Origin of the sequence: Hymenobacter convexus, assembly GCF_030580955.1 — a bacterium.
Classification (GTDB): domain Bacteria; phylum Bacteroidota; class Bacteroidia; order Cytophagales; family Hymenobacteraceae; genus Hymenobacter.
This window is the reverse complement of record NZ_JAUQON010000005.1, coordinates 228,617-246,157: the sequence shown is the minus strand read 5'-3', so window position 1 is coordinate 246,157 and position 17,541 is coordinate 228,617. Positions and strand designations below refer to the sequence as shown.

18 protein-coding genes are annotated in these 17,541 nt (G+C 67.2%); 14 read left to right on the top strand and 4 right to left on the bottom strand.

Going from position 1 to position 17,541, the window contains the following annotated elements:
* Positions 1–38: 38 nt before the first annotated feature.
* The 4 genes from Q4S41_RS12805 (at position 39) to Q4S41_RS12790 (ending at position 2,959) form a co-directional block, all read left to right on the top strand.
* Positions 39–863 carry a universal stress protein gene (locus tag Q4S41_RS12805; protein WP_305031513.1) on the top strand — a complete coding sequence of 275 codons (825 nt, stop codon included), beginning with the start codon at positions 39–41 and terminating at the stop codon, positions 861–863.
* A gap of 79 nt (positions 864–942) precedes the next feature.
* On the top strand, positions 943–1,266 hold the full coding sequence (locus Q4S41_RS12800; protein ID WP_305031512.1) for a phosphoribosylpyrophosphate synthetase: 324 nt from the start codon (positions 943–945) through the stop codon (positions 1,264–1,266).
* 58 nt (positions 1,267–1,324) lie between these two features.
* Positions 1,325–2,083, top strand: a complete 759-nt coding sequence (locus Q4S41_RS12795) for an MlaE family ABC transporter permease (protein WP_305031511.1) — start codon at positions 1,325–1,327, stop codon at positions 2,081–2,083.
* A 168-nt stretch (positions 2,084–2,251) separates the two neighbouring features.
* On the top strand, positions 2,252–2,959 hold the full coding sequence (locus Q4S41_RS12790) for a phosphatase PAP2 family protein (RefSeq protein ID WP_305031510.1): 708 nt from the start codon (positions 2,252–2,254) through the stop codon (positions 2,957–2,959).
* Here Q4S41_RS12790 and mgtA read toward each other — a convergent pair.
* From mgtA to Q4S41_RS12775, 3 genes are all read right to left on the bottom strand, one after another.
* A complete protein-coding gene (gene mgtA, locus Q4S41_RS12785) occupies positions 2,845–5,493 on the bottom strand; it encodes a magnesium-translocating P-type ATPase (RefSeq protein WP_305031509.1) in 2,649 nt (882 codons plus the stop codon). The genes Q4S41_RS12790 and mgtA overlap by 115 nt on opposite strands.
* Positions 5,494–5,528: 35 nt before the next feature.
* Complete coding sequence (locus Q4S41_RS12780; protein ID WP_305031508.1) at positions 5,529–6,095, bottom strand: hypothetical protein; 567 nt, start codon at positions 6,093–6,095, stop codon at positions 5,529–5,531.
* A gap of 110 nt (positions 6,096–6,205) precedes the next feature.
* On the bottom strand, positions 6,206–7,054 hold the full coding sequence (locus Q4S41_RS12775; RefSeq protein WP_305031507.1) for a universal stress protein: 849 nt from the start codon (positions 7,052–7,054) through the stop codon (positions 6,206–6,208).
* A 490-nt stretch (positions 7,055–7,544) separates the two neighbouring features.
* On the opposite strand from Q4S41_RS12775, the gene Q4S41_RS12770 reads away from it, so the two are divergent.
* A complete protein-coding gene (locus tag Q4S41_RS12770) occupies positions 7,545–9,332 on the top strand; it encodes an SBBP repeat-containing protein (RefSeq protein ID WP_305031506.1) in 1,788 nt (595 codons plus the stop codon).
* A 102-nt stretch (positions 9,333–9,434) separates the two neighbouring features.
* Here the strand turns inward: Q4S41_RS12770 and Q4S41_RS12765 are convergent, their stop codons facing one another.
* Positions 9,435–9,668: an erythromycin esterase family protein gene (locus tag Q4S41_RS12765; RefSeq protein ID WP_369811299.1), complete on the bottom strand. Its 234-nt coding sequence runs from the start codon at positions 9,666–9,668 to the stop codon at positions 9,435–9,437.
* Positions 9,669–9,859: 191 nt separating this feature from the next.
* On the opposite strand from Q4S41_RS12765, the gene Q4S41_RS12760 reads away from it, so the two are divergent.
* From Q4S41_RS12760 to Q4S41_RS12720, 9 genes are all read left to right on the top strand, one after another.
* Complete coding sequence (locus Q4S41_RS12760; protein WP_305031505.1) at positions 9,860–10,495, top strand: phosphoribosyltransferase; 636 nt, start codon at positions 9,860–9,862, stop codon at positions 10,493–10,495.
* Between the two features lie 255 nt (positions 10,496–10,750).
* Positions 10,751–11,164: a hypothetical protein gene (locus Q4S41_RS12755; RefSeq protein ID WP_305031504.1), complete on the top strand. Its 414-nt coding sequence runs from the start codon at positions 10,751–10,753 to the stop codon at positions 11,162–11,164.
* A gap of 74 nt (positions 11,165–11,238) precedes the next feature.
* Complete coding sequence (locus Q4S41_RS12750; RefSeq protein WP_305031503.1) at positions 11,239–12,066, top strand: universal stress protein; 828 nt, start codon at positions 11,239–11,241, stop codon at positions 12,064–12,066.
* Between the two features lie 170 nt (positions 12,067–12,236).
* On the top strand, positions 12,237–12,992 hold the full coding sequence (locus tag Q4S41_RS12745) for a porin family protein (RefSeq protein ID WP_305031502.1): 756 nt from the start codon (positions 12,237–12,239) through the stop codon (positions 12,990–12,992).
* 120 nt (positions 12,993–13,112) lie between these two features.
* The gene (locus tag Q4S41_RS12740) at positions 13,113–14,723 is read left to right on the top strand and encodes a sensor histidine kinase (RefSeq protein ID WP_305031501.1); all 1,611 of its coding nucleotides are present in this window, start codon (positions 13,113–13,115) and stop codon (positions 14,721–14,723) included.
* Positions 14,701–14,835 carry a hypothetical protein gene (locus tag Q4S41_RS12735; RefSeq protein ID WP_305031500.1) on the top strand — a complete coding sequence of 45 codons (135 nt, stop codon included), beginning with the start codon at positions 14,701–14,703 and terminating at the stop codon, positions 14,833–14,835. The genes Q4S41_RS12740 and Q4S41_RS12735 overlap by 23 nt, the downstream gene beginning before the upstream one ends.
* 132 nt (positions 14,836–14,967) lie before the next feature.
* On the top strand, positions 14,968–15,393 hold the full coding sequence (locus Q4S41_RS12730) for a Crp/Fnr family transcriptional regulator (protein ID WP_305031499.1): 426 nt from the start codon (positions 14,968–14,970) through the stop codon (positions 15,391–15,393).
* A gap of 155 nt (positions 15,394–15,548) precedes the next feature.
* Positions 15,549–16,454 (top strand): coproporphyrinogen III oxidase, encoded by a 906-nt coding sequence (locus tag Q4S41_RS12725; protein WP_305031498.1) that lies wholly within the window; start codon positions 15,549–15,551, stop codon positions 16,452–16,454.
* A gap of 106 nt (positions 16,455–16,560) precedes the next feature.
* Complete coding sequence (locus Q4S41_RS12720; RefSeq protein ID WP_305031497.1) at positions 16,561–17,517, top strand: 1-phosphofructokinase family hexose kinase; 957 nt, start codon at positions 16,561–16,563, stop codon at positions 17,515–17,517.
* The last annotated feature ends 24 nt before the right edge of the window (positions 17,518–17,541 follow it).

Here is a 17,541-nt window from a genome sequence, read left to right as displayed (position 1 = left end):
GGCGCGCCCGCTTTTTCAACCTCTAATGCTTCCTGATTATGTCGCCCTGCCTTGCAGTTCTGACCGATTTTTTCGCCGTTTCGAACCGGACGCTCTCCTACGCGGCCGGGCTGGCGGTGCCGCTGCGGGCGCACCTGCTGCTGGTGCACGTGCACCACGACGCCCTGCTGGCCCCCGAAGAATTCCGGGAACACCACACCTGGCGGGGTGAGCTGAAAACCTTTTACGCCCTGGAAAAGCTGGCCGCCGAGCAGCCGGTGCCCACCGAAGTCGACATCTCGAATGACGCCCTGGCCGATGCCGTGCGGGAAGTTGTCCGGGAGCGGGACCCGCTGCTATTGCTGCTGGGGCGCCCCGGCTACGAGGGCGCGCCGCCCGAGGTGCTCACGCGCACGGCCACGCGCCTGCTGCGGCACGTGCCGTTTCCGCTGCTGGTGGTGCCCGGCCCGGGCTGGGATAAATTTCCGCCCCGCCGCCTGCTGCTGGCCGTCGATGGCCACCATTTCCGCCTGGGCGTGCACCAAAGCGCGGTGCAACACCTGCTGGCGGCTACCGGCGGCACCCTCGACGTGGTGCACGTGACCGACGACGAGCACGCGCGGCCCGAGGTAGCCACCGTGCTGGAAACCATTGCCGAAAACGACCTGCCCGAAGCCCCCCTGACGGCCAGCCAGCTGCACGAGGTGTACCACCGCGATGTCCTGCGCGGCATTTTGGAAGAGGCGGCGCGGCAGGCAGCCGACCTGCTGGTGGTGGTGGCGCGGCGCCACAGCTTCCTGGGCAGCCTGTTCCACCGCAGCGTCACGGCCCGGCTCCTGCAGGAAAGCCCAATTCCCGTGCTGGTGCTGCCCGCCGAAGAATAGGATTCAGCTGAATGGGAAATTGGCCAAAACCGTAACGGCTACTTCATACATCGTTCCTATCCATTTATCACCCAATACCATGCAGCCTAAAACGTTTGATTCGGAAAGCGCGGCCCTGCGCGACCTGGCCCGGCGCGGCTACGTGCACGACTACAACCTGACCGGCGCCCAGCAGCCCAACCCCAACCTGGACATTCGGGTGAATCCGGCCCGCTTCCACATCCGCGAGGTGTACCGGTTCGAGGGCGATTCCAATCCGGCCGACGAGTGCGTGATTTACGCCATCGAGTCGGACAGCGCCGTAAAGGGCGTGCTCATCAACGGCTACGGCAGCGACGACGACGCCCGGGTATCGGAGCTGGTGCGCCTGCTCGCGCCGCCCGAAACCGCCGCAGCCCAATAGCCATTAAGCCCCCACCCACTGCCTTGACTGCCAACCGACCTGCCGCGGGCTTTCTGCCGTGAACGACAACTCGCTCCTGCCCCAAACCGGCCTGCTCACCCGCTTTGCCGGGCGGTTCTTCCGCGAGGCGTTTCGGGGGGCTTTTGAGTGGGGCGAGCTGGTGCGCCAGTGCTTTGCGGTGGGCTACCAGTCGCTGCTGCTGGTGGGCATCACAGCCTTCATCATGGGCCTGGTCATCACCATGCGGCTGCGGCCCGTCATGGTGCAGTTCGGGGCCGAGTCGTGGATTCCGTCCATGGTGGGCATCAGCATCATTCGCGAGATGGGGCCGCTCATCACGGGCCTGATGGTGGCCGGCAAGGTCAGCTCCAACATTGGGGCCGAGCTGGGCTCGATGCGCGTGACCGAGCAGATTGACGCCATGGAAGTATCGGGCGCCAACCCCTTCAAATACCTGGTGGTGACGCGGGTAGTGGCCGCCACGCTCATGGTGCCGGTGCTCTCGGTGCTGGCCGACGGCTTTAGCTTAACCGGGGCCTACCTGGGCATCAGCCTGCACGGCGACACCACGGTGGAGCTCTTTGCCAGCGACATTTTGAAGAAGCTCACCGTGGGCCACGTGCTGGAAGCCCTGGTCAAATCTGTCTTTTTCGGCTTCGCCATCGGGCTCATCGGCTGCTACAAAGGCTACTACGCCGTGGAAGGCACCGAAGGCGTGGGCCGGGCCGCCAACTCGGCCGTGGTGGTGGCCTCGCTGGTCGTCTTCGTGCTCGATTTGCTGACCGTGCAAGTCAGCACCATTCTGGGGATTAATTGAGGGGACTGGTCAAAAACTGCTTAGAACGGTCATGCTGAGCGGAGTCGAAGCATCTCTACTGCGCAACTAATTAATTTTAGTATTGCGGGAGAGATGCTTCGACTCCGCTCAGCATGACCGTTCCTTTTGGTACAGGCGTATAGTCAGAGCCATTCATAAACCACTGCTATGACGTCTACCTCCGCCCTTATTCAAAACGAACACCCAGCGCCCCGTTGGCTACCGCGCGCACCCCGCGCGGCCCTGAGGGGCCTGGGCTGGGCGCTGCCGTGGCTGGCCTGCCTCAAATTGGCTAAAGACATTCGTGACCCAAAAGGCTTTGCGCCCGACGAAAAGCTATTTGCCTGGCTGCAAGCCCACCGCAACCCGAAACTCGATAGGGCGGCAACCTGGCTTTCGCACGTGGGCGGCCCGGTGGGCATGGGTGCCGTGGGCCTGGGCCTGCTGGGCGGGCTGCTGCTGAATCGCCGCCGCTGGCAGGCCGGGCTGGTGGGCACCGGCATGGCCGGGGCGTGGCTGCTGGAGCTGGCCGGCAAAGCGCTGTTGCAGCGCACCCGCCCCCAGGAGTGGCGCCCGCTGATGAAATCCCCGATTCGGGCCACGGCCTACTCCTTCCCTAGCGGGCACGCCATTGCCTCGGCCGCGCTGGCTACCAGCGTGGTTTTGCTGCTCTGGCCTTCGCGCTGGCGCTGGCTGGCGGTGGGGCTGGGCGCGGGCTGGACGGGCACCATGGGCGCAGCGCGGGTGTACCTCGGCGCGCACTATCCGAGCGATGCGCTGGCCGGCTGGCTGGGTTCGGTGGGCTGGGTGATGGGCGTGTATGTGCTGGCTTTCCACCCCCCGCGCGTAGCCGCGCGCCGCGCATACCGCCGGTAAAACCACTGCTTCAGCGCCTCGGCGGCCAGCGCGTAGGTGGCCACGATGCCGAGAATGGCGCCGTACAAAGCCAGCGGCAGCGGCGCGAAACCCAGCACCCGCGCCAGCGGGCTCAGCGGCAGCAGCAGCACCGCCGCGCCCACGGCCGCCGTGCTCAGCAGCAGCCACTTGCCCGGCCGGCTGCGGTAGAAAACGCGCCGCGTGCGCACCACCAGCACGATGACGGAGGCCGAGAGCACCGACTCGACAAACCAGCCCGTGCGAAACAGCGTGGGCCCGGCCCCAAAGCCCCAGAGCAGCAGCCCGAAGCTCAGAAAATCGAACACCGAGCTGAGCAGGCCGAACGTGAGCATGAAGCGCCGGATGAAAGCCAGGTCCCAGCGGGCGGGCTGGCGCACGGCGGCCGGCTCCACGTTGTCCGACGAGATGGTCATTTCCGGCAGGTCGGTGAGCAGGTTGGTGAGCAGAATCTGGCCCGGCAGCAGCGGCAGAAACGCCAGAAACACCGACGCCCCGGCCATGCTTAGCATGTTGCCGAAGTTGGCGCTGGTGGCCATGAAGAGGTATTTCATGGTGTTGGCAAAAGTGCGTCGGCCCTCGCGCACGCCCTGTACCAATACTTTCAAATCGTGTTGCAAGAGCACAATATCGGCCGACTCCTTGGCCACATTCACGGCCGAATCGACGGAAATGCCCACGTCGGCCGCGTGCAGCGCGCTGGCGTCGTTGATGCCGTCGCCGAGGTAGCCCACCACGTAGCCGGCCTGCTGCAGGGCCCGAATCAGAGTTTCCTTCTGGTTGGGCTCGATTTCGGCAAACACGTGCACGCGGGCCACTTGGTGGCGCAGCGCCTCCGGGCTCAGCTGGCGCAGGGCCTCGCCGGTCAGCACCTCGCCGGCCCCGTTGATGTCCACGGTTTTGGCCACGGCGGCGGCCACCAGGGCGTTATCGCCGGTTATCATTTTCAGCTGAATGCCCAGTTCCTCCAGCTGGTCGAGGGTGTGGCGAATGCCTTCCTTGGGCGAATCGAACAGGGTGATGAAGCCCCGAAAGGTCATGCCCGTTTCGTCGGCCGCGCTGATATCGCGCCGGCCGCCGGTGGCCTTGATGGCCAGCCCCAGCGTGCGAAACCCCTGCGCGCTCAACTCCTCAAACCGGCGCTGAATCTCATCAGCATAGCCCGCCAACGGCTCGGGGGTGGGGCCGCCGGCATCGGCCCACTGGCACACGGCCAGCACGTTGGGTACGGCACCCTTGGTCACCATCAGGGGCTGGCCGTCGAGCTCGGTGAGGATGGTGAGGCGCTTGCGGATAAAGTCGTAGGGAATCTCGTCGAGGCGCGGGCAGGCGGCCACGTCGTCGGGCGCGAAGGCCAGGATGGCCGCATCGAGCGGGTTGCGGAAGCCCTGTTGCAACTGGGCGTTGATTTTGGCCAGCCGCTGCACCACCGGCGCAGGCTGCCCGTGCAGGTCGATGATGCGGGCCACGCGCACGGTGCCGTCGGTGAGGGTGCCGGTTTTGTCGGTGCAGAGCACGGTCATGCTGCCCAGGTTTTCAATCGAGGACAGCCGCTTCACCACTACCTGTTGCCGGGCCATGCGGCGCGCGCCCTGCGCCAGGTTGATGCTGATAATGGCCGGCAGCAGCTGCGGCGTGAGCCCCACGGCAATGGCTAGCGAAAACAAAAACGCTTCCAGCGCGGGCTTGTGCAGCAGCACGTTGCCGGCAAAAATGAGCAGCACCAGCACCAGCGTCAGCTCCAGCAGCAGGTAGCCAAACCGGCGGATGCCGCGCTCGAAATCGGTTTCCGGCGGGGCGGTTTCGAGGCGGGCGGCCAGGTGGCCCAGCTCGGTGGCGCGGCCGGTGCGCACCACCACGGCCGTGCCGCTGCCGCTCACCACGCTGGCGCCCAGCAGCAGCACGTTGGTACGGGCGGCCAGCGGGGCTTCGGCCGGCACGGGGCCGGGCTGCTTGGCCACCGGGAAAGTTTCGCCGGTGAGCGTGGCCTCGTTGAGAAATAGCTCGTTGCTGCTGAGCAACAGGCAGTCGGCGGGCACTAGGTCGCCGGCGCTGAGGCTGAGCACGTCGCCGGGCACCAGGGCCTCATCGGGCAGCGGCTGGGCACGGCCGTCGCGCCACACGCTCGTCTTCACCTGCACCAACGCCAGCAGCTGCTGCATGGCGGCCGAGGCGCCGTATTCTTGGCTGAAGCTGAGCACGCCGCTCACCAGAATAATCACCAGGATGATGCTGGCGTCCACCACGTCGCGCAGGAAGAACGACAGCCCGGCCGCGCCAATGAGAATAAGCGAAATCGGGCTCTGGAACTGCCGAAAAAACAAGCCCCACGCCGACGGGGCCGCGTGGGGCTTGAGGGTATTGGGGCCGGCGGTTTGCCGGATTTGCTGCGCTTCGGCGGTGGTCAGGCCGGCTTCGCGGGTGCGCAGCCGGGCCAGCACGTCGGCGCTGGGCAGCGCCCAGTAGGCCAGGAGGCCGTCATCAGCAGCCGAAGCCGGAGGGGGAAGCGAAGTCATAAATCGGAGGCCACAATGGCTGGCCAAAGACGCTACTATATCCGAATCCGGTTGTTCTTCACCACGCGGGTGATGCGGCCGTTTTCGTCGAGAAAGACCTTCTTGATTTCCTGGCCTTTCTGGATTTCCACCTTGTAGGCCACTTTGTCGTGGTCTTTGTGGATGGTGAATTTTTCCTTGTTGCCAATCACCTTCCAGTCGGGAAACTGCGTGGCGACGTTTTTCATGGCCTCGATGGGCAACGGCGTGTCTTTGAGCACCCGGCGCGAGCTAATCAAATTGCCATCCTGGTCGTAAACGGCGGTGTATTTCATGCCTTTGCTGCTGGCATTCACCTGGTAGTACTGCAGGTTGTCCTGGTTTCCGGTGGGCTTTGCCTCGGTGACTGACCATTCCTGGCCATACAAGGAGCCGGGAATGGCGGACATATCCTGGACAATGGAACCGGGAAAATCCTTCTCCAGCGCCGACATTACCTTCTGCGGCTCCTGGCCTTTTTTGACGTGGTGGATGGTGACGGTTTTGGCGGTGCCCGGGGCCTGGGCCCAGGCGGCGCCCAAGGACGCACTGGCGAACAACAGGGTAATCAGAGTCGTTTTCATGGTTATGAAAGAAGAATGGTGAGAAAAAGAGGAAGGAAAACGGCATCAGCAGGCGGGCGCCCGCGCCAGCCTGAGCCGGAAATGACTAAAAGCCGGCTTGGCCTGGAGCCTTACCACACAACGGGCAGCACCAGCACGGGCACGGGGCTGGTGCGCAGCAGCTCGGCCGTCACGTCGTGGTGAAACAGGCTGCCGGGGAAGGAATGGGGCCGGGGCATCACCACCAGCAGGTCGGCGTCCAGCTCCCGCACGGCGTGCAGCAGGCCGGCGGCCGGGGCAATCTCGCGCACGTCGTACACGCTGTTGCCATCGAGGGGGCCAAACAGGTTGGTTTGCCGCACGGCTTCCAGGGCCTCGGCGGCGCGGGAAGGGCCGTGGGCGTGAGCCGCCACGTGTACCACCGTGGTGGTGAGTGGCAGCCGGGCCAGCAGCGGGGCCAGGTTTTGGCAGGCGGCCGTCAGGGGCAGGGGTTCGCCGTCGGCCGCCACCACCGCGTGGCGCGGCAGCTCCGACCAAGGCCAGTCTTCGGGCACCAGCAGCACCGGTACGTGCGTTTCTTCCACCGCCGCCGCCGGGTGCGATTGCGTGAGCAGGTGCTCAAACCAGGCGTGGGCGTGGGCGCGGCCCAGCACTAGCAGCTGGGGGTAGCGGTGGGCCATCAGCCGGTGGAGCGCGGTGCCCAGCGGCGCGTCGGCCACTTCGGCTTCGGCCGGCACGGGCAGCTGCCGGGCCTCGTAGGTGAGCCGGCCCAGCACAGACGAGCGGCTGGCCGGTGGCCGCGAACGGAGCCGCGCGGCCACCGGCGCCAGCGGCGATTCGAGCAGCACCGGCACCTGGTCTTCAAGGACGTGCAGCAGCACCAGCTGGCCGTCTACCAGGTTGGCCAGGCGGGTGGCGTACGCCAGGGCGCCCTCGGCGGCGTCCGAAAAATCGGTCATTACCACAAACGTTGGTTGCATGGGGCCAGGAAAAAAAGGGTGCGCGAAGAGCCGCGGCGCTGCCTGAAGTGCGGCGGCCGGAACGACGCAAAGCTGCGCCGGCAGCGCGCCGGAAACTATGATTTGCATCAGCCGGCGGGCTAATCCTCAACAGGTGGCGCGGCATAGCCGCCGGCCCCGCCGTCTGCCCCACCCGAAAAAATGCCCCTAGCGCCCAGGTTACCGGCCCGGCGCAAACCCGCAAAGGTCACAATCAATTGATAGTCTGATTCTCATCATGGCGCGCCCCTGCTGCGTCGGCGTTCTTGCGCCTCTCAAAAAGCAGCATCCCCGCTTGCTTCCTGCCGGCCCGGCCGGCCAGCCAGCCCTGGCGGCCTGATTAATGGCTCTGCGCCCGGGCCCAGCTTATCCACTTCATACCCTGGGCCTATTTCGATGAAGGACAGCGCGCCACGCCTGAACGCGCCACTGTTAACTAGCTCACAACATTCACCTTACCCCCTTTCCGCTCATGCCTCACCTCTCCCCCCGCTGCCTACTGGCAGCTGCCGGCCTGTGCCTGCTTTGGCAGCCGGGCCGCGCCCAATCTTCGCAGCACCCGGCGGCGCCGCCCAGCCCCGCGCCTTCCACCTGCCTGATTCCCGAAACCTGGCTGGCCCACTACAACAGCGGTGTATCGGGGGATGACCGAGCCAGGGCAATAGTCGTGGACGAGCAAGGCGATGTTTACGTCACCGGCGCATCCGACAGCCGCCAAAACGAGCTGCATGATTTTGCCACCGTCAAGTACGACGCCCGCACCGGCCAGCAGCTGTGGGCCGCGCGCTACGCCGGCCCCGCCCACCAGGAAGACGTTGCCACGGCCATTGCCGTGGACAGAAACGGCAACGTCTACGTCACGGGCTATTCTTCCAACGGCAGCAACACTGACTACGTGACCATCAAATACAACGCCCAGACGGGCCAGCAACGCTGGCTGGCCCGCTACAACGGCCCGGCCAATGCCGACGACGAAGCCATTGGCCTGGCCGTGGATGCCGCCGGCGATGCCTACGTGACAGGCGCTTCGGTGGAGGGAACCGGCGGCGCTAACTACGTGACGCTGAAGTACGACGGACGCACCGGCCGGGCCAGCTGGCGCGCCAGCTACAACGGGCCCGCCAACCAGGCCGATACCCCCGTGGGCATCGCCCTCTCGCCAGCGGGCAGCGTGTACGTGACCGGGAGCTCCTACTGCGCCGCCGATTACGACTACGCCACCGTGCAGTACGACGGGCGCACGGGCCGCCAGCAGTGGGCCGCCCGCTTCGGCGGCACCAGCGGGCGCGACGACCGGGCCGCGGGCCTGGCCGTGGACGCGGCCGGCGATGTGTACGTCACCGGCAGCTCGGTGAACGCCGCCGGCAATGCCGATTATGCCACCGTGAAGTACGACGAGCGCACCGGCCAACCGCGCTGGGTGGCCCGCTACGCCGAAACGGCCACTTCCGCCGACGTCGCCACCGGCATTGCCGTGGACCAGGCCGGCAACGCCTACGTGACCGGCTCCTCCGATGGCCTCCGCGACCCGAATGCGCCTACCCCTTCCCCGCCCGGCTCTCCCCTTCCCGCCCCTAGCCCCCATTACGCCACTCTCAGGTACAGCGCGCGCACCGGGCAGCCGCGCTGGGTGGCCCGCTACTTTGGGGCCCAGGTGCAGGACGGTTTCATCACCGACACGAACGATATCCCCGTGGGCGTGGCGCTGGATGCCGCCGGCGATGTGTACGTCACCGGCACTTCGGATGTGCCCTTCCGCACCATCACTTCCACGCTGAAATACGACAAGCAAAGGGGCCGGGAATTGTGGCTGGCGCGCGGTTTTCACCAGGGCTACCGGTCCGTGACGGCGGTTGCGTTGGCCGTAAGTGCCCAGGGAGATGCCTACGTGACCGGCTTGTCCCTGAATACCGGCCCCGAGTACGTCGACTTCGGCACGGTGAAATACAGCCGCCACTCGGGCTGCCCCACTGCCACTCCCCGGCCCGGAACCAGCGCCCCGGTAGCCCTGGAAGCTTTTCCCAATCCGGCCACTGCCACTACAACCCTCCGTTTCCGGCAGCCGGCCACCGGGCCGGCGCAGGTGCAGGTTTACAACCAATACGGCACGCTGGTCGCCACGCCAACGACCGTGAGCACCGCCCCCGACGGCTGGCAAACCCTGACGCTGCCCACCGCCGCGCTGCCCAACGGCGTATACCTGTGCCGCCTGCTGCACGACCACCAGGTGGAGCAGTTGCGGCTGCAGGTGCAGCACTGAGCAATGACACAGTCCCGCGTAAGCGCGAGGCCTGTCGGCTTATGAAACCGACGAAAGCGCAGGCCGCCCCGGGGTGGCCTGCGCCGTTTATGGCCCGCCGGCCTACTCGCCCCAGGGATAAAGGTCGGGCGGCACGTTGGGTTGGGGCGCAGTGGGCAGCGGGTGCAGGGCCTGGGTACGGTCGAGGAAGAGAAAGGCGTCGTAGCGCTCGGGGATGAGCGAGGGCACGTAGTTGCCGAACTGCTCGAACTGCGGCCGGTACACCACCCCAATGGCGCGGTGGCCCACCGGCTGCTTCAAGTGCGGCAGGGTGCGCAGCTCGGCGGAAAGCAGCAGGGCGTTTTCGCCCTGGAGCTGCGCGTGCAGCTGGTGTTCCCAGAAGGGAGGCGCGCACGGCGCGGGGCATTTGTTTGAAGAGCCCGGCGCGCTGGAAGCCGTGGCCGCCGCCGCCGCCGACTGGTACCGGCGCTACCTCGGCTGAGCCGTTTGCCCACGCAACCGCCTTCGTTAACAAAACCGTTTTCGCCATGGAAGCCCCGTTTGCCAACCGCCAGATGGCCGCCCGACTGCTGGCCCAGCAGTTGCTGCACCTGCGCCGCCTGCCCGGCGTGGTGCTGGCCGTGCCCCGGGGGGCGTTGCCCATGGGTACGGTCATCGCCAGGGCCCTCGACTGGCCCCTGGACGTGGTGCTGACAAAGAAACTGGGCCATCCGCACAATCCCGAGTTCGCCATTGGGGCCGTGAGCGAGCAGGGCTACGTGCTCAGCCCCAACGTGGCCGTACCCGGCGCCTGGCTCACCGAGCGGGTGGCCGCTATTCAGGCCGAGCTGAAGACCCGGCGGCAGGCCTACCAAGGCCTGCGCCCGCCCCAGCCGCTGAACGGCCGCCCGGTGGTAGTGGTCGACGACGGCGCGGCCACCGGCCACACCCTGCTCGCCACCATCACGCTGGTGCGCCAGCAGCGGCCCCAGCGCATCATCGTGGCCGTGCCCGTCGCCTCGCCCGAGGCGCTGCGCCGCTTGCAGGCAGCCGCCGATGAGGTGGTGTGCCTGCTGGCGCCGCTGGATTTCCGGGCCGTGGGCCAGTACTACCAGGACTTCAGCGAGGTGACGGACGAAGAGGCGCTGGCGGTGTTCAGCCCTGCGCAGCACCCGGCATCCTGAGTCGCCGGGCGGGGTAACCTGATTAGAATCAGGGCTTCGGCTGATTGGCATCACCCCCCGGCGTTGTAGCCCCGGGCTACCTTTGTTTTGAGCACTCACTCCTGCTGCGGGCGAAAAGCTTTGGGCTTTGAGCCCGCAGCTTTGGGCGCGGTGCCTCCGAGGCTGTCGGCGGCTGATGTGCGGCCGCTTGGTCGCCCTCGCTGCCCGATTTACTGGCTTGCGCCGCCGCGGCTGGGCCCTTATCCATTTTTAGCCGTGTCAATCCCCTTTTCTTCAGTCGGCATCACCCCTGCGCAATGCCAGCGCTTCGTGCGCGAATTTGCCCAACGAGTGGTGGGCGATGCCCTGCTCGGCCGCGCCTTTCCCGCCCGGCCCCGTACGCCCCACGGCTCCGAGTACGCCTGGTGGGAGCAGGCGCTGGTGGGCGCGCACTACACCGGCCGGCCGCTGCACCGGGAAACCGCCCCGCTCTTCACCGCTTCGCAGATTGAGCGCTGGTGCAGCCTCTTGGAAACCAACCTGGACGAAGCCTTCGGCGAGGCCGCGGCTGGCGAAGCCAAGGGCCACGTGCTCAACCTGGCCACCATGCTGGCGCACTGGGAACTCAGCCAGCCGGCCGGTGGCCTGCGCCAGGGGCCGGTGGCGCCGCCGGCGCTGGCCGCGGCGTAGCCCCAGGGCTTCGAGGCCGCGTCTCATGCGTTCGGGCCCCGCCGGGGCTCGCTCCACTTCTTTTCTGCTTCCCAATGACTTCGCCCGCGCTCGTGGTGCTCACCGATTTTTTTGCGGACGAGCACGCCCTGGTGTACGCGGCCGGCCTGGCCGGGCACCTGCGGGCCCGGCTGGTGCTGCTGCACGTGCGCCAGGACGCCCTGCTGCTGCCCGACGAGTACCCCAACCGCCGCAGCCGGCGCACCGAGCGCCATACCCGCGCGGCCCTGCAGCAGCTGGCCCAGGCCCAGCTTGTGCCCACCGAAGTGGCCATTGCCGAGGAGTGGCTGCCCGAAGCCCTGGCGGCAGCGGCCCTGCAACACGACCCGCTGCTGCTGGTGCTGGGCCGCCCCGAGGCCGTGCCCATCGAAATCGTGACCAGTGCCGCGCTCGACCTGCTGCGCTACGTGTTTTGCCCGGTGCTGGTGGTGCCGGCCGGCGGGGCCGTCACCATTGCCCCGTGCTCCATGGCCCTGGCCGTGGACGGCGACGGGTTTGCCCTGGCCAACCCGCGCCGGCTGGCGGAGCTGCTCGACCGGCTGCAGGCCGGCATCACCTTGCTGCACGTGACGCACCGCAAAGACCCCGGCGCGGCGGCGGGCCACCGGGTTTTGTATGCCGTGCAGCACAGCGGCCTGCCCGCCCAGCCCGAAGGCCGCTGGCCCCACGTGGTGCGCCACCCCGATACCGCGGCGGGCATCTTGCGAGGCGCGGCCGAAACCAAGGCCGATGTGCTGGGGGTGGTGGCCCGGCGCCACAGCTTGCTGGCCAGTCTGTTTCACCGCAGCGTCACGGCCCAGCTCGTGGCCCTGAGCCCGCTCCCGCTGCTGCTGCTGCCGGCCTCCGCCGGCCAGCCGGGGTAGCCGCGCCCACCGGATTGGGGAGCTCCGCCTGACCGAAATCAGCTTCCGGCTTGAGCGGCATCATGGGGGCCGGTGGGGGCGGCGGGTAATTTTAAGCAGGCCCGGCACCCGCGCTTTTGGCCGGGCGGGGCGCTCCGGATTGCCAGTGCCGGGCCGCCCAAACGACCGGCGTGCCGCGCCGGGCCGGTGGCCGGCCCCGCTTTCGGGTGCTGGCGGGGGCCTGGCTCCTGCTGCTGGCCGCCTTGCCGGGGGCCGCGCAAGCCCCGGAAAAAGGCCCGGTGAAGCTGAGCCTGAAGGCCGGCGGCACCTACACCGGCCTCGCGGGCGATGACCTGAAGCAGCTTCTCGGCCCCGATTACACCACCCGCCTCGGCAACCGCTACCTGGCCTACCACGCGGGCGCGGCCCTGCGCATTCCCGTGTCCGGGCACGGCTCGGTGGCCCTGCAGCCCGAAGTGCTGCTCAACCTGCGCGGCTACCGCCTCACGGGGGAGCGCACCGCCGGGCTGGCCACGGGCGAAAAGCAGTGCTCCGTGAAGCAAACGCGGGTGCTGACCTACGCGGATGTGCCGGTGCTGGCGAATGTGAACGTGGCTGGTTGGTTTCTGGAATTCGGGCTCCAGTTTGGCTTCCTGGTGCACGCCAGGGCTGAAACGCAGACGACCACCAGCTACTCGACCGGGGTGCCGGACAAGGCCACGTTCGTGGCCAGCACCGACCGCGCCGACCTGAGCAGCTTCGACGTGGGCATCGTTGGCGGCGTGGGCTACCAGACGCTCAGCGGGCTCAGCCTCGGCCTGCGCCTCAACCGCGGGCTCACGCCCCTGCTCGACCCCGCCGGCGCGGCCTCCAAGCCTCGTGCCTACCACGACGCGCTGATGCTGCAGGTAGCGTATTTACTACCCTTCGACCGGGAGTTGCGCTAACCCATTCTGCTGGTGCTTCTTACCGGACATTAAAGGCCAGCGCCCTCAGCGGGGCGCTATGGCGACATTGCAATATTTGTGGTTATTGCAGAAAAGCAGCGTGAAAGCGTGCATCTGCCTATGCCGACCACCTTGTACCGCAACCCGCTCACGGATATTCTGTTCGAGCAGAGCAGGGAATTCATGGGCATCTACCACGTCGAACACGGCTGGTTTACGCACGTCAACACGGCGGGCTACCAGCTGCTGGGGTACCCCTCGGCCCAGGCCCTGTACGACGACCCGGTGCATACCCTGCGCACCCAGCAAATGACGCCCGCTGAATGGGACGGCCTGCGCGAGCGGGTGCTGCGCGACGGCCACTACGAATTTGAAGCCGAAATGCGGCGGCATGCGGGGCCGCCGTTCTGGGCCACCGTCGAACTCACGTTGCTCACCGTCGACCGTCAACACTATTTTCTCGTGCGCCTCACCAACACCGACCGCCTGCACACCGCCGAGCACCGCCTGGTGCAAAGCGTGGAGCAATTCGAGGCCGTGGTGAGCCACGCCACCATTGGCATCGTGATGTGCAACCAGGCCGGCGCCATTGTGCTGGCCAACAACAAGGCCCACGCCCTGTTTGGCTACCCCGACCATTCGTTGGTGGGCGTGCGCATCGAGGCGCTGGTGCCGACGGCGGTGCGCGGCTACCACGAGCAGCTGCGCGCTTCCTTCAACGCCCACCCCGCGGCGCGGGCCATGGGCCACAACCGCGACCTGCTGGCCCACCGCCGCGACGGCTCGGAGTTTCCGGTGGAGGTGAGCCTGAGCTATTTCCACCTCGACGAAGAGTTGTTCGTGGTGGCATACGTCATCGACATCACCTTCAAGAAAGACGCCGAGCGCGAGCTGCGCGCCCAGCACCAGCGCGTGGCCCGCCTCAACGCCGAGCTGGAGCAGAAGGTGGCCGACCGCACCCACGCCCTGGAAACCACCCTGGCCCAGCTGGAGCTGCGCAGCCAGGAGCTGAGCCAGGCCCTGGCCGCCGAGCGGGAGCTGGGCGAGCTGAAGTCGCGCTTCGTGAGCATGGCCTCGCACGAGTTTCGCACGCCGCTCACGGGCGTGCTCACTTCGGCCGCGCTCATTGAGAAATATACCGGGGCCGAGCAGCAGGACAAGCGCCAGCGCCACCTCGAGCGCATTCGCACCTCGGTGAAGCACCTGACCGATATTCTGGAAGAGTTTCTCTCGGTGGGCAAAATCGAGGAAGGCCGCCTCGAAGCCCACCCCACGCGCGTGGAGCTGCCCACCCTCCTGAGCGAAGCCCTGCAGGAAGCCGAGGGCCTGCGCAAGCCCGGCCAGCGGGTAGAACAGGATTTTCGGGCCGTGGAACCGCTGTGGCAGGACGCCTCGCTGCTGCGCAAGGTGCTGGTGAACCTGCTCGGCAATGCCTTTAAGTATTCGCCCGATAACACGGCCGTGGCGGTGCGCGCCACCACCCAGGACCAGTGGCTCACGCTGAGCGTGCAGGACCAGGGCATCGGCATTTCGGCCGAAGACCAGGAGCATTTGTTCGAGCGGTTTTTCCGGGCCCGCAACGCGGCCAACCTGCCCGGCACCGGCCTGGGGCTCTACATCGTGGCCCGCTACCTGGAGCTGCTGGGTGGCACCGTGAAGCTGCAGAGCGAGCTGGGCCGGGGCACCACCGTCACCATCACCCTCCCCTGTGGAAACCATTCTGCTGATTGATGACAGCGACCTGGTTCGCGAAAACACGGCCGAGGTTCTGGAGCGGGCCGGCTACGCGGTGCTGACGGCCGAAAACGGCAAAATCGGGGTCGAAAAAGCCCGCGCGGCTTAGCTACCTGCCGCTGCTGGAGCAGCGCCCGCACGCCGACCCAGCCGTGCTGCTCGACGACGCGGTGCTGCTCTCCATTCCGCAGGAAGACTTACGCAGCTGCTGCACCGGCCCCCGGCCGTGGGCGAGTAGTCTGTGCGCCTGCTGGCCGGCCGCGTGCACGAGCGCGAGCAGCAGCAGCTGGGCATGGCCTACAACTCGCTGCGCCGCCGCGTGGCCACCGCCCTGCTGCGCCTGCACGAGCAGGCGCCCGAGGCGGCCATTCAACTCTTGCGCGACGACCTGGCCGCCGTGGTGGGCAGCGCGCCGGAGTCGCTGATTCGGACGCTGAGCGAGTTCAAGCACAACGACCTGATTGAGCAAAACAACCAGATAATCAACATTTTGCAGACCGATAAACTACACCGGCACATTGGTAAACGGCAGCCTGGCCATCAGCAAGCGGTGCGGGTAGGTTTCAGAAACTGGCAATGGCGAATGTGGGCGGACCGGCCGCTCGAAGCCGCACCTGAGATATATCATGCGCTAAGCCAATATCAATCAGGGCGTACAGACCGGTGACCTAAGAGCTTTGCAGAGCTATTCAACAGGAGTTTCCGGGCAACGAGCCTTGAACAGTGGGCGTCGTGAGGGCCGCCACTCCAGCCGACTAGCATTTACGCGACACATCCACCGTAGCTGCTTGCGAGGCCATGAATGGCGAAGTTTTTTCCCCTGTGCACGTTGCGCCCCGCACCGAAGTGGAGGCGTGGATGCGCCAGTACCAGGACTGGCTTTGCCACCGGCTGGAAGCCGCCGATGGCAGCGGCACCCGGTTCAGCAGTGTAGAAAGCGCCTCCGAAAGCGGGGGGCTCACCTGCACCCGCGTGCTGCAGCAGGGCGCCGTGGTGGAGAAAGGCAGCGTGGTCTTCTCCTCCGTCCGGAACCAGATGAGCCGGCAGCCGGCCTCGGCCTCCACCAGCCCCAGCCCCCCCCGATTCGGCGCCAGCGTGCGGGTAGTGCAGCATCCGCGCAGCCCCATGGTGCCCATCTCGCACCTCAACCTGCGCTACGTGGAGGCCCGCAACGGGGACGCCTGGTTTGGCGGCGGCCTCGATTTAACCCCCATTTACGTGGACGAGCGCCAGGCCCGCTGGTTTCATGAACAGTTGGCCGAAGTGTGCCAGCAGCACGACCCGGGCTATTACGCGCGCTTCAAGCAGCGGGCCGATGAATACTTCTACCTGCCCCACCGCCGCGAAACGCGCGGCGTGGGCGGCCTCTGCTTCGACCGCCTCACCGTGGGCCGCGACGGGCTGTTTGAGGAGCTTTTCGCTTTTGTGCAAGACGTGGGCGAAGTCTACGGCCGCACCTACGGCACGCTGATGCGCCAAAACGCCGCCCTGCCCTACACCCCGCGCGAGCAGGCGTGGCAGCTCGTGCGGCGGGGCCGCTATGCCGAGTTCAGCTTACTCGTCGAACGGGCTGCCCTGGCCGGGGATGAAGCCGAACACCCCAACGCCCTCGGCCTGGGCCTGCCCCCGCAGGCAGCATGGCCGCCTACGGTGCCCGAACCCGACTCGCCCGAAGCCCATACCCAACGGCATCTTCGCCAGGGAATAGACTGGTTGAACGCCGCTTAGCTGCTCAGCGCGACCCGCCAGGCGCACGCCTTTGTGGCCGGGGCCTGATGCGCGGGCCCGCAGCGGCCCGGCGCCCCCAACCATTATCCATCCAAAAGCCAGCGCCATGTGTACCATCGCCACCCTAACTCTCAGCCCTGCCCTGGACAAAAGCACCCACGTGGCCGGCCTGGTGCCCGACCGGAAACTGCACTGCGCCCGGCCCACCGTCGACGCCGGCGGGGGCGGCATCAACGTGTCGCGCGGCCTGCGGCGGCTCGGCACCTTGTCGGTGGCGGTGTTTCCGGCCGGGGGGCCGGCGGGCCGCTGTTTGCAGGACTTGCTTGCCGCCGAGGGCATTGCCCACCGGGTGGTGCCCATTCAGGATGCAACGCGGGAAAATTTTGTGGTTCTTGACACCGCCACGCACCAACAGTACCGGTTTGGCATGCCGGCGGCCCGCCTCACCCCCGCCGAGCAGCACGAGGTGCTGGTGGCCTGCGCGCAGTTTGTGCGCCGGCCCGAACTGCTGGTGGTGAGCGGCAGCCTGCCGCCGGGTGTGTCGCCCACCTTTTTGGGCAAAGTGGTGCGCCAGGCCAGGCAGGCCGGCACCAAAGTCATCGTCGATACCTCGGGCCCGGCCCTGCGGCACGCCATTGAGGCCGGCGCCTACCTCATCAAGCCCAATTTGCGGGAGCTCAACGAACTCACCGGCGGGCCTGCGCTCGACCGGGCGGCCGTGCCCGGCGCGGCGCGCGAGCTGCTGAAGAACAGCAGTTGCGAAGCCGTGGTGGTGTCGTTGGGCCCGGACGGCGCCTGCCTCGTCACCCGCGACGGGGAGGACTTTGTGCCGGCCCCGCCCGTGACACGGCGCAGCACCGTGGGCGCCGGCGACAGCCTGGTGGCCGGCTTGGTGCACGCGCTGGCGCAGGGCCAAGGCCTGCCCGAAGCCGTGCGCCTGGGCGTGGCCTGCGGCACGGCCGCCACCCTGAACCCCGGCACCGAGCTGTTCCACCGCGCCGACGCGGAACGGCTCTACCAGAAGCTGCTCCAAACCATGCCGGCAGCCGGCGTAGCGGCATGAGCCACCCGAAGCCGGCCGAAAGCA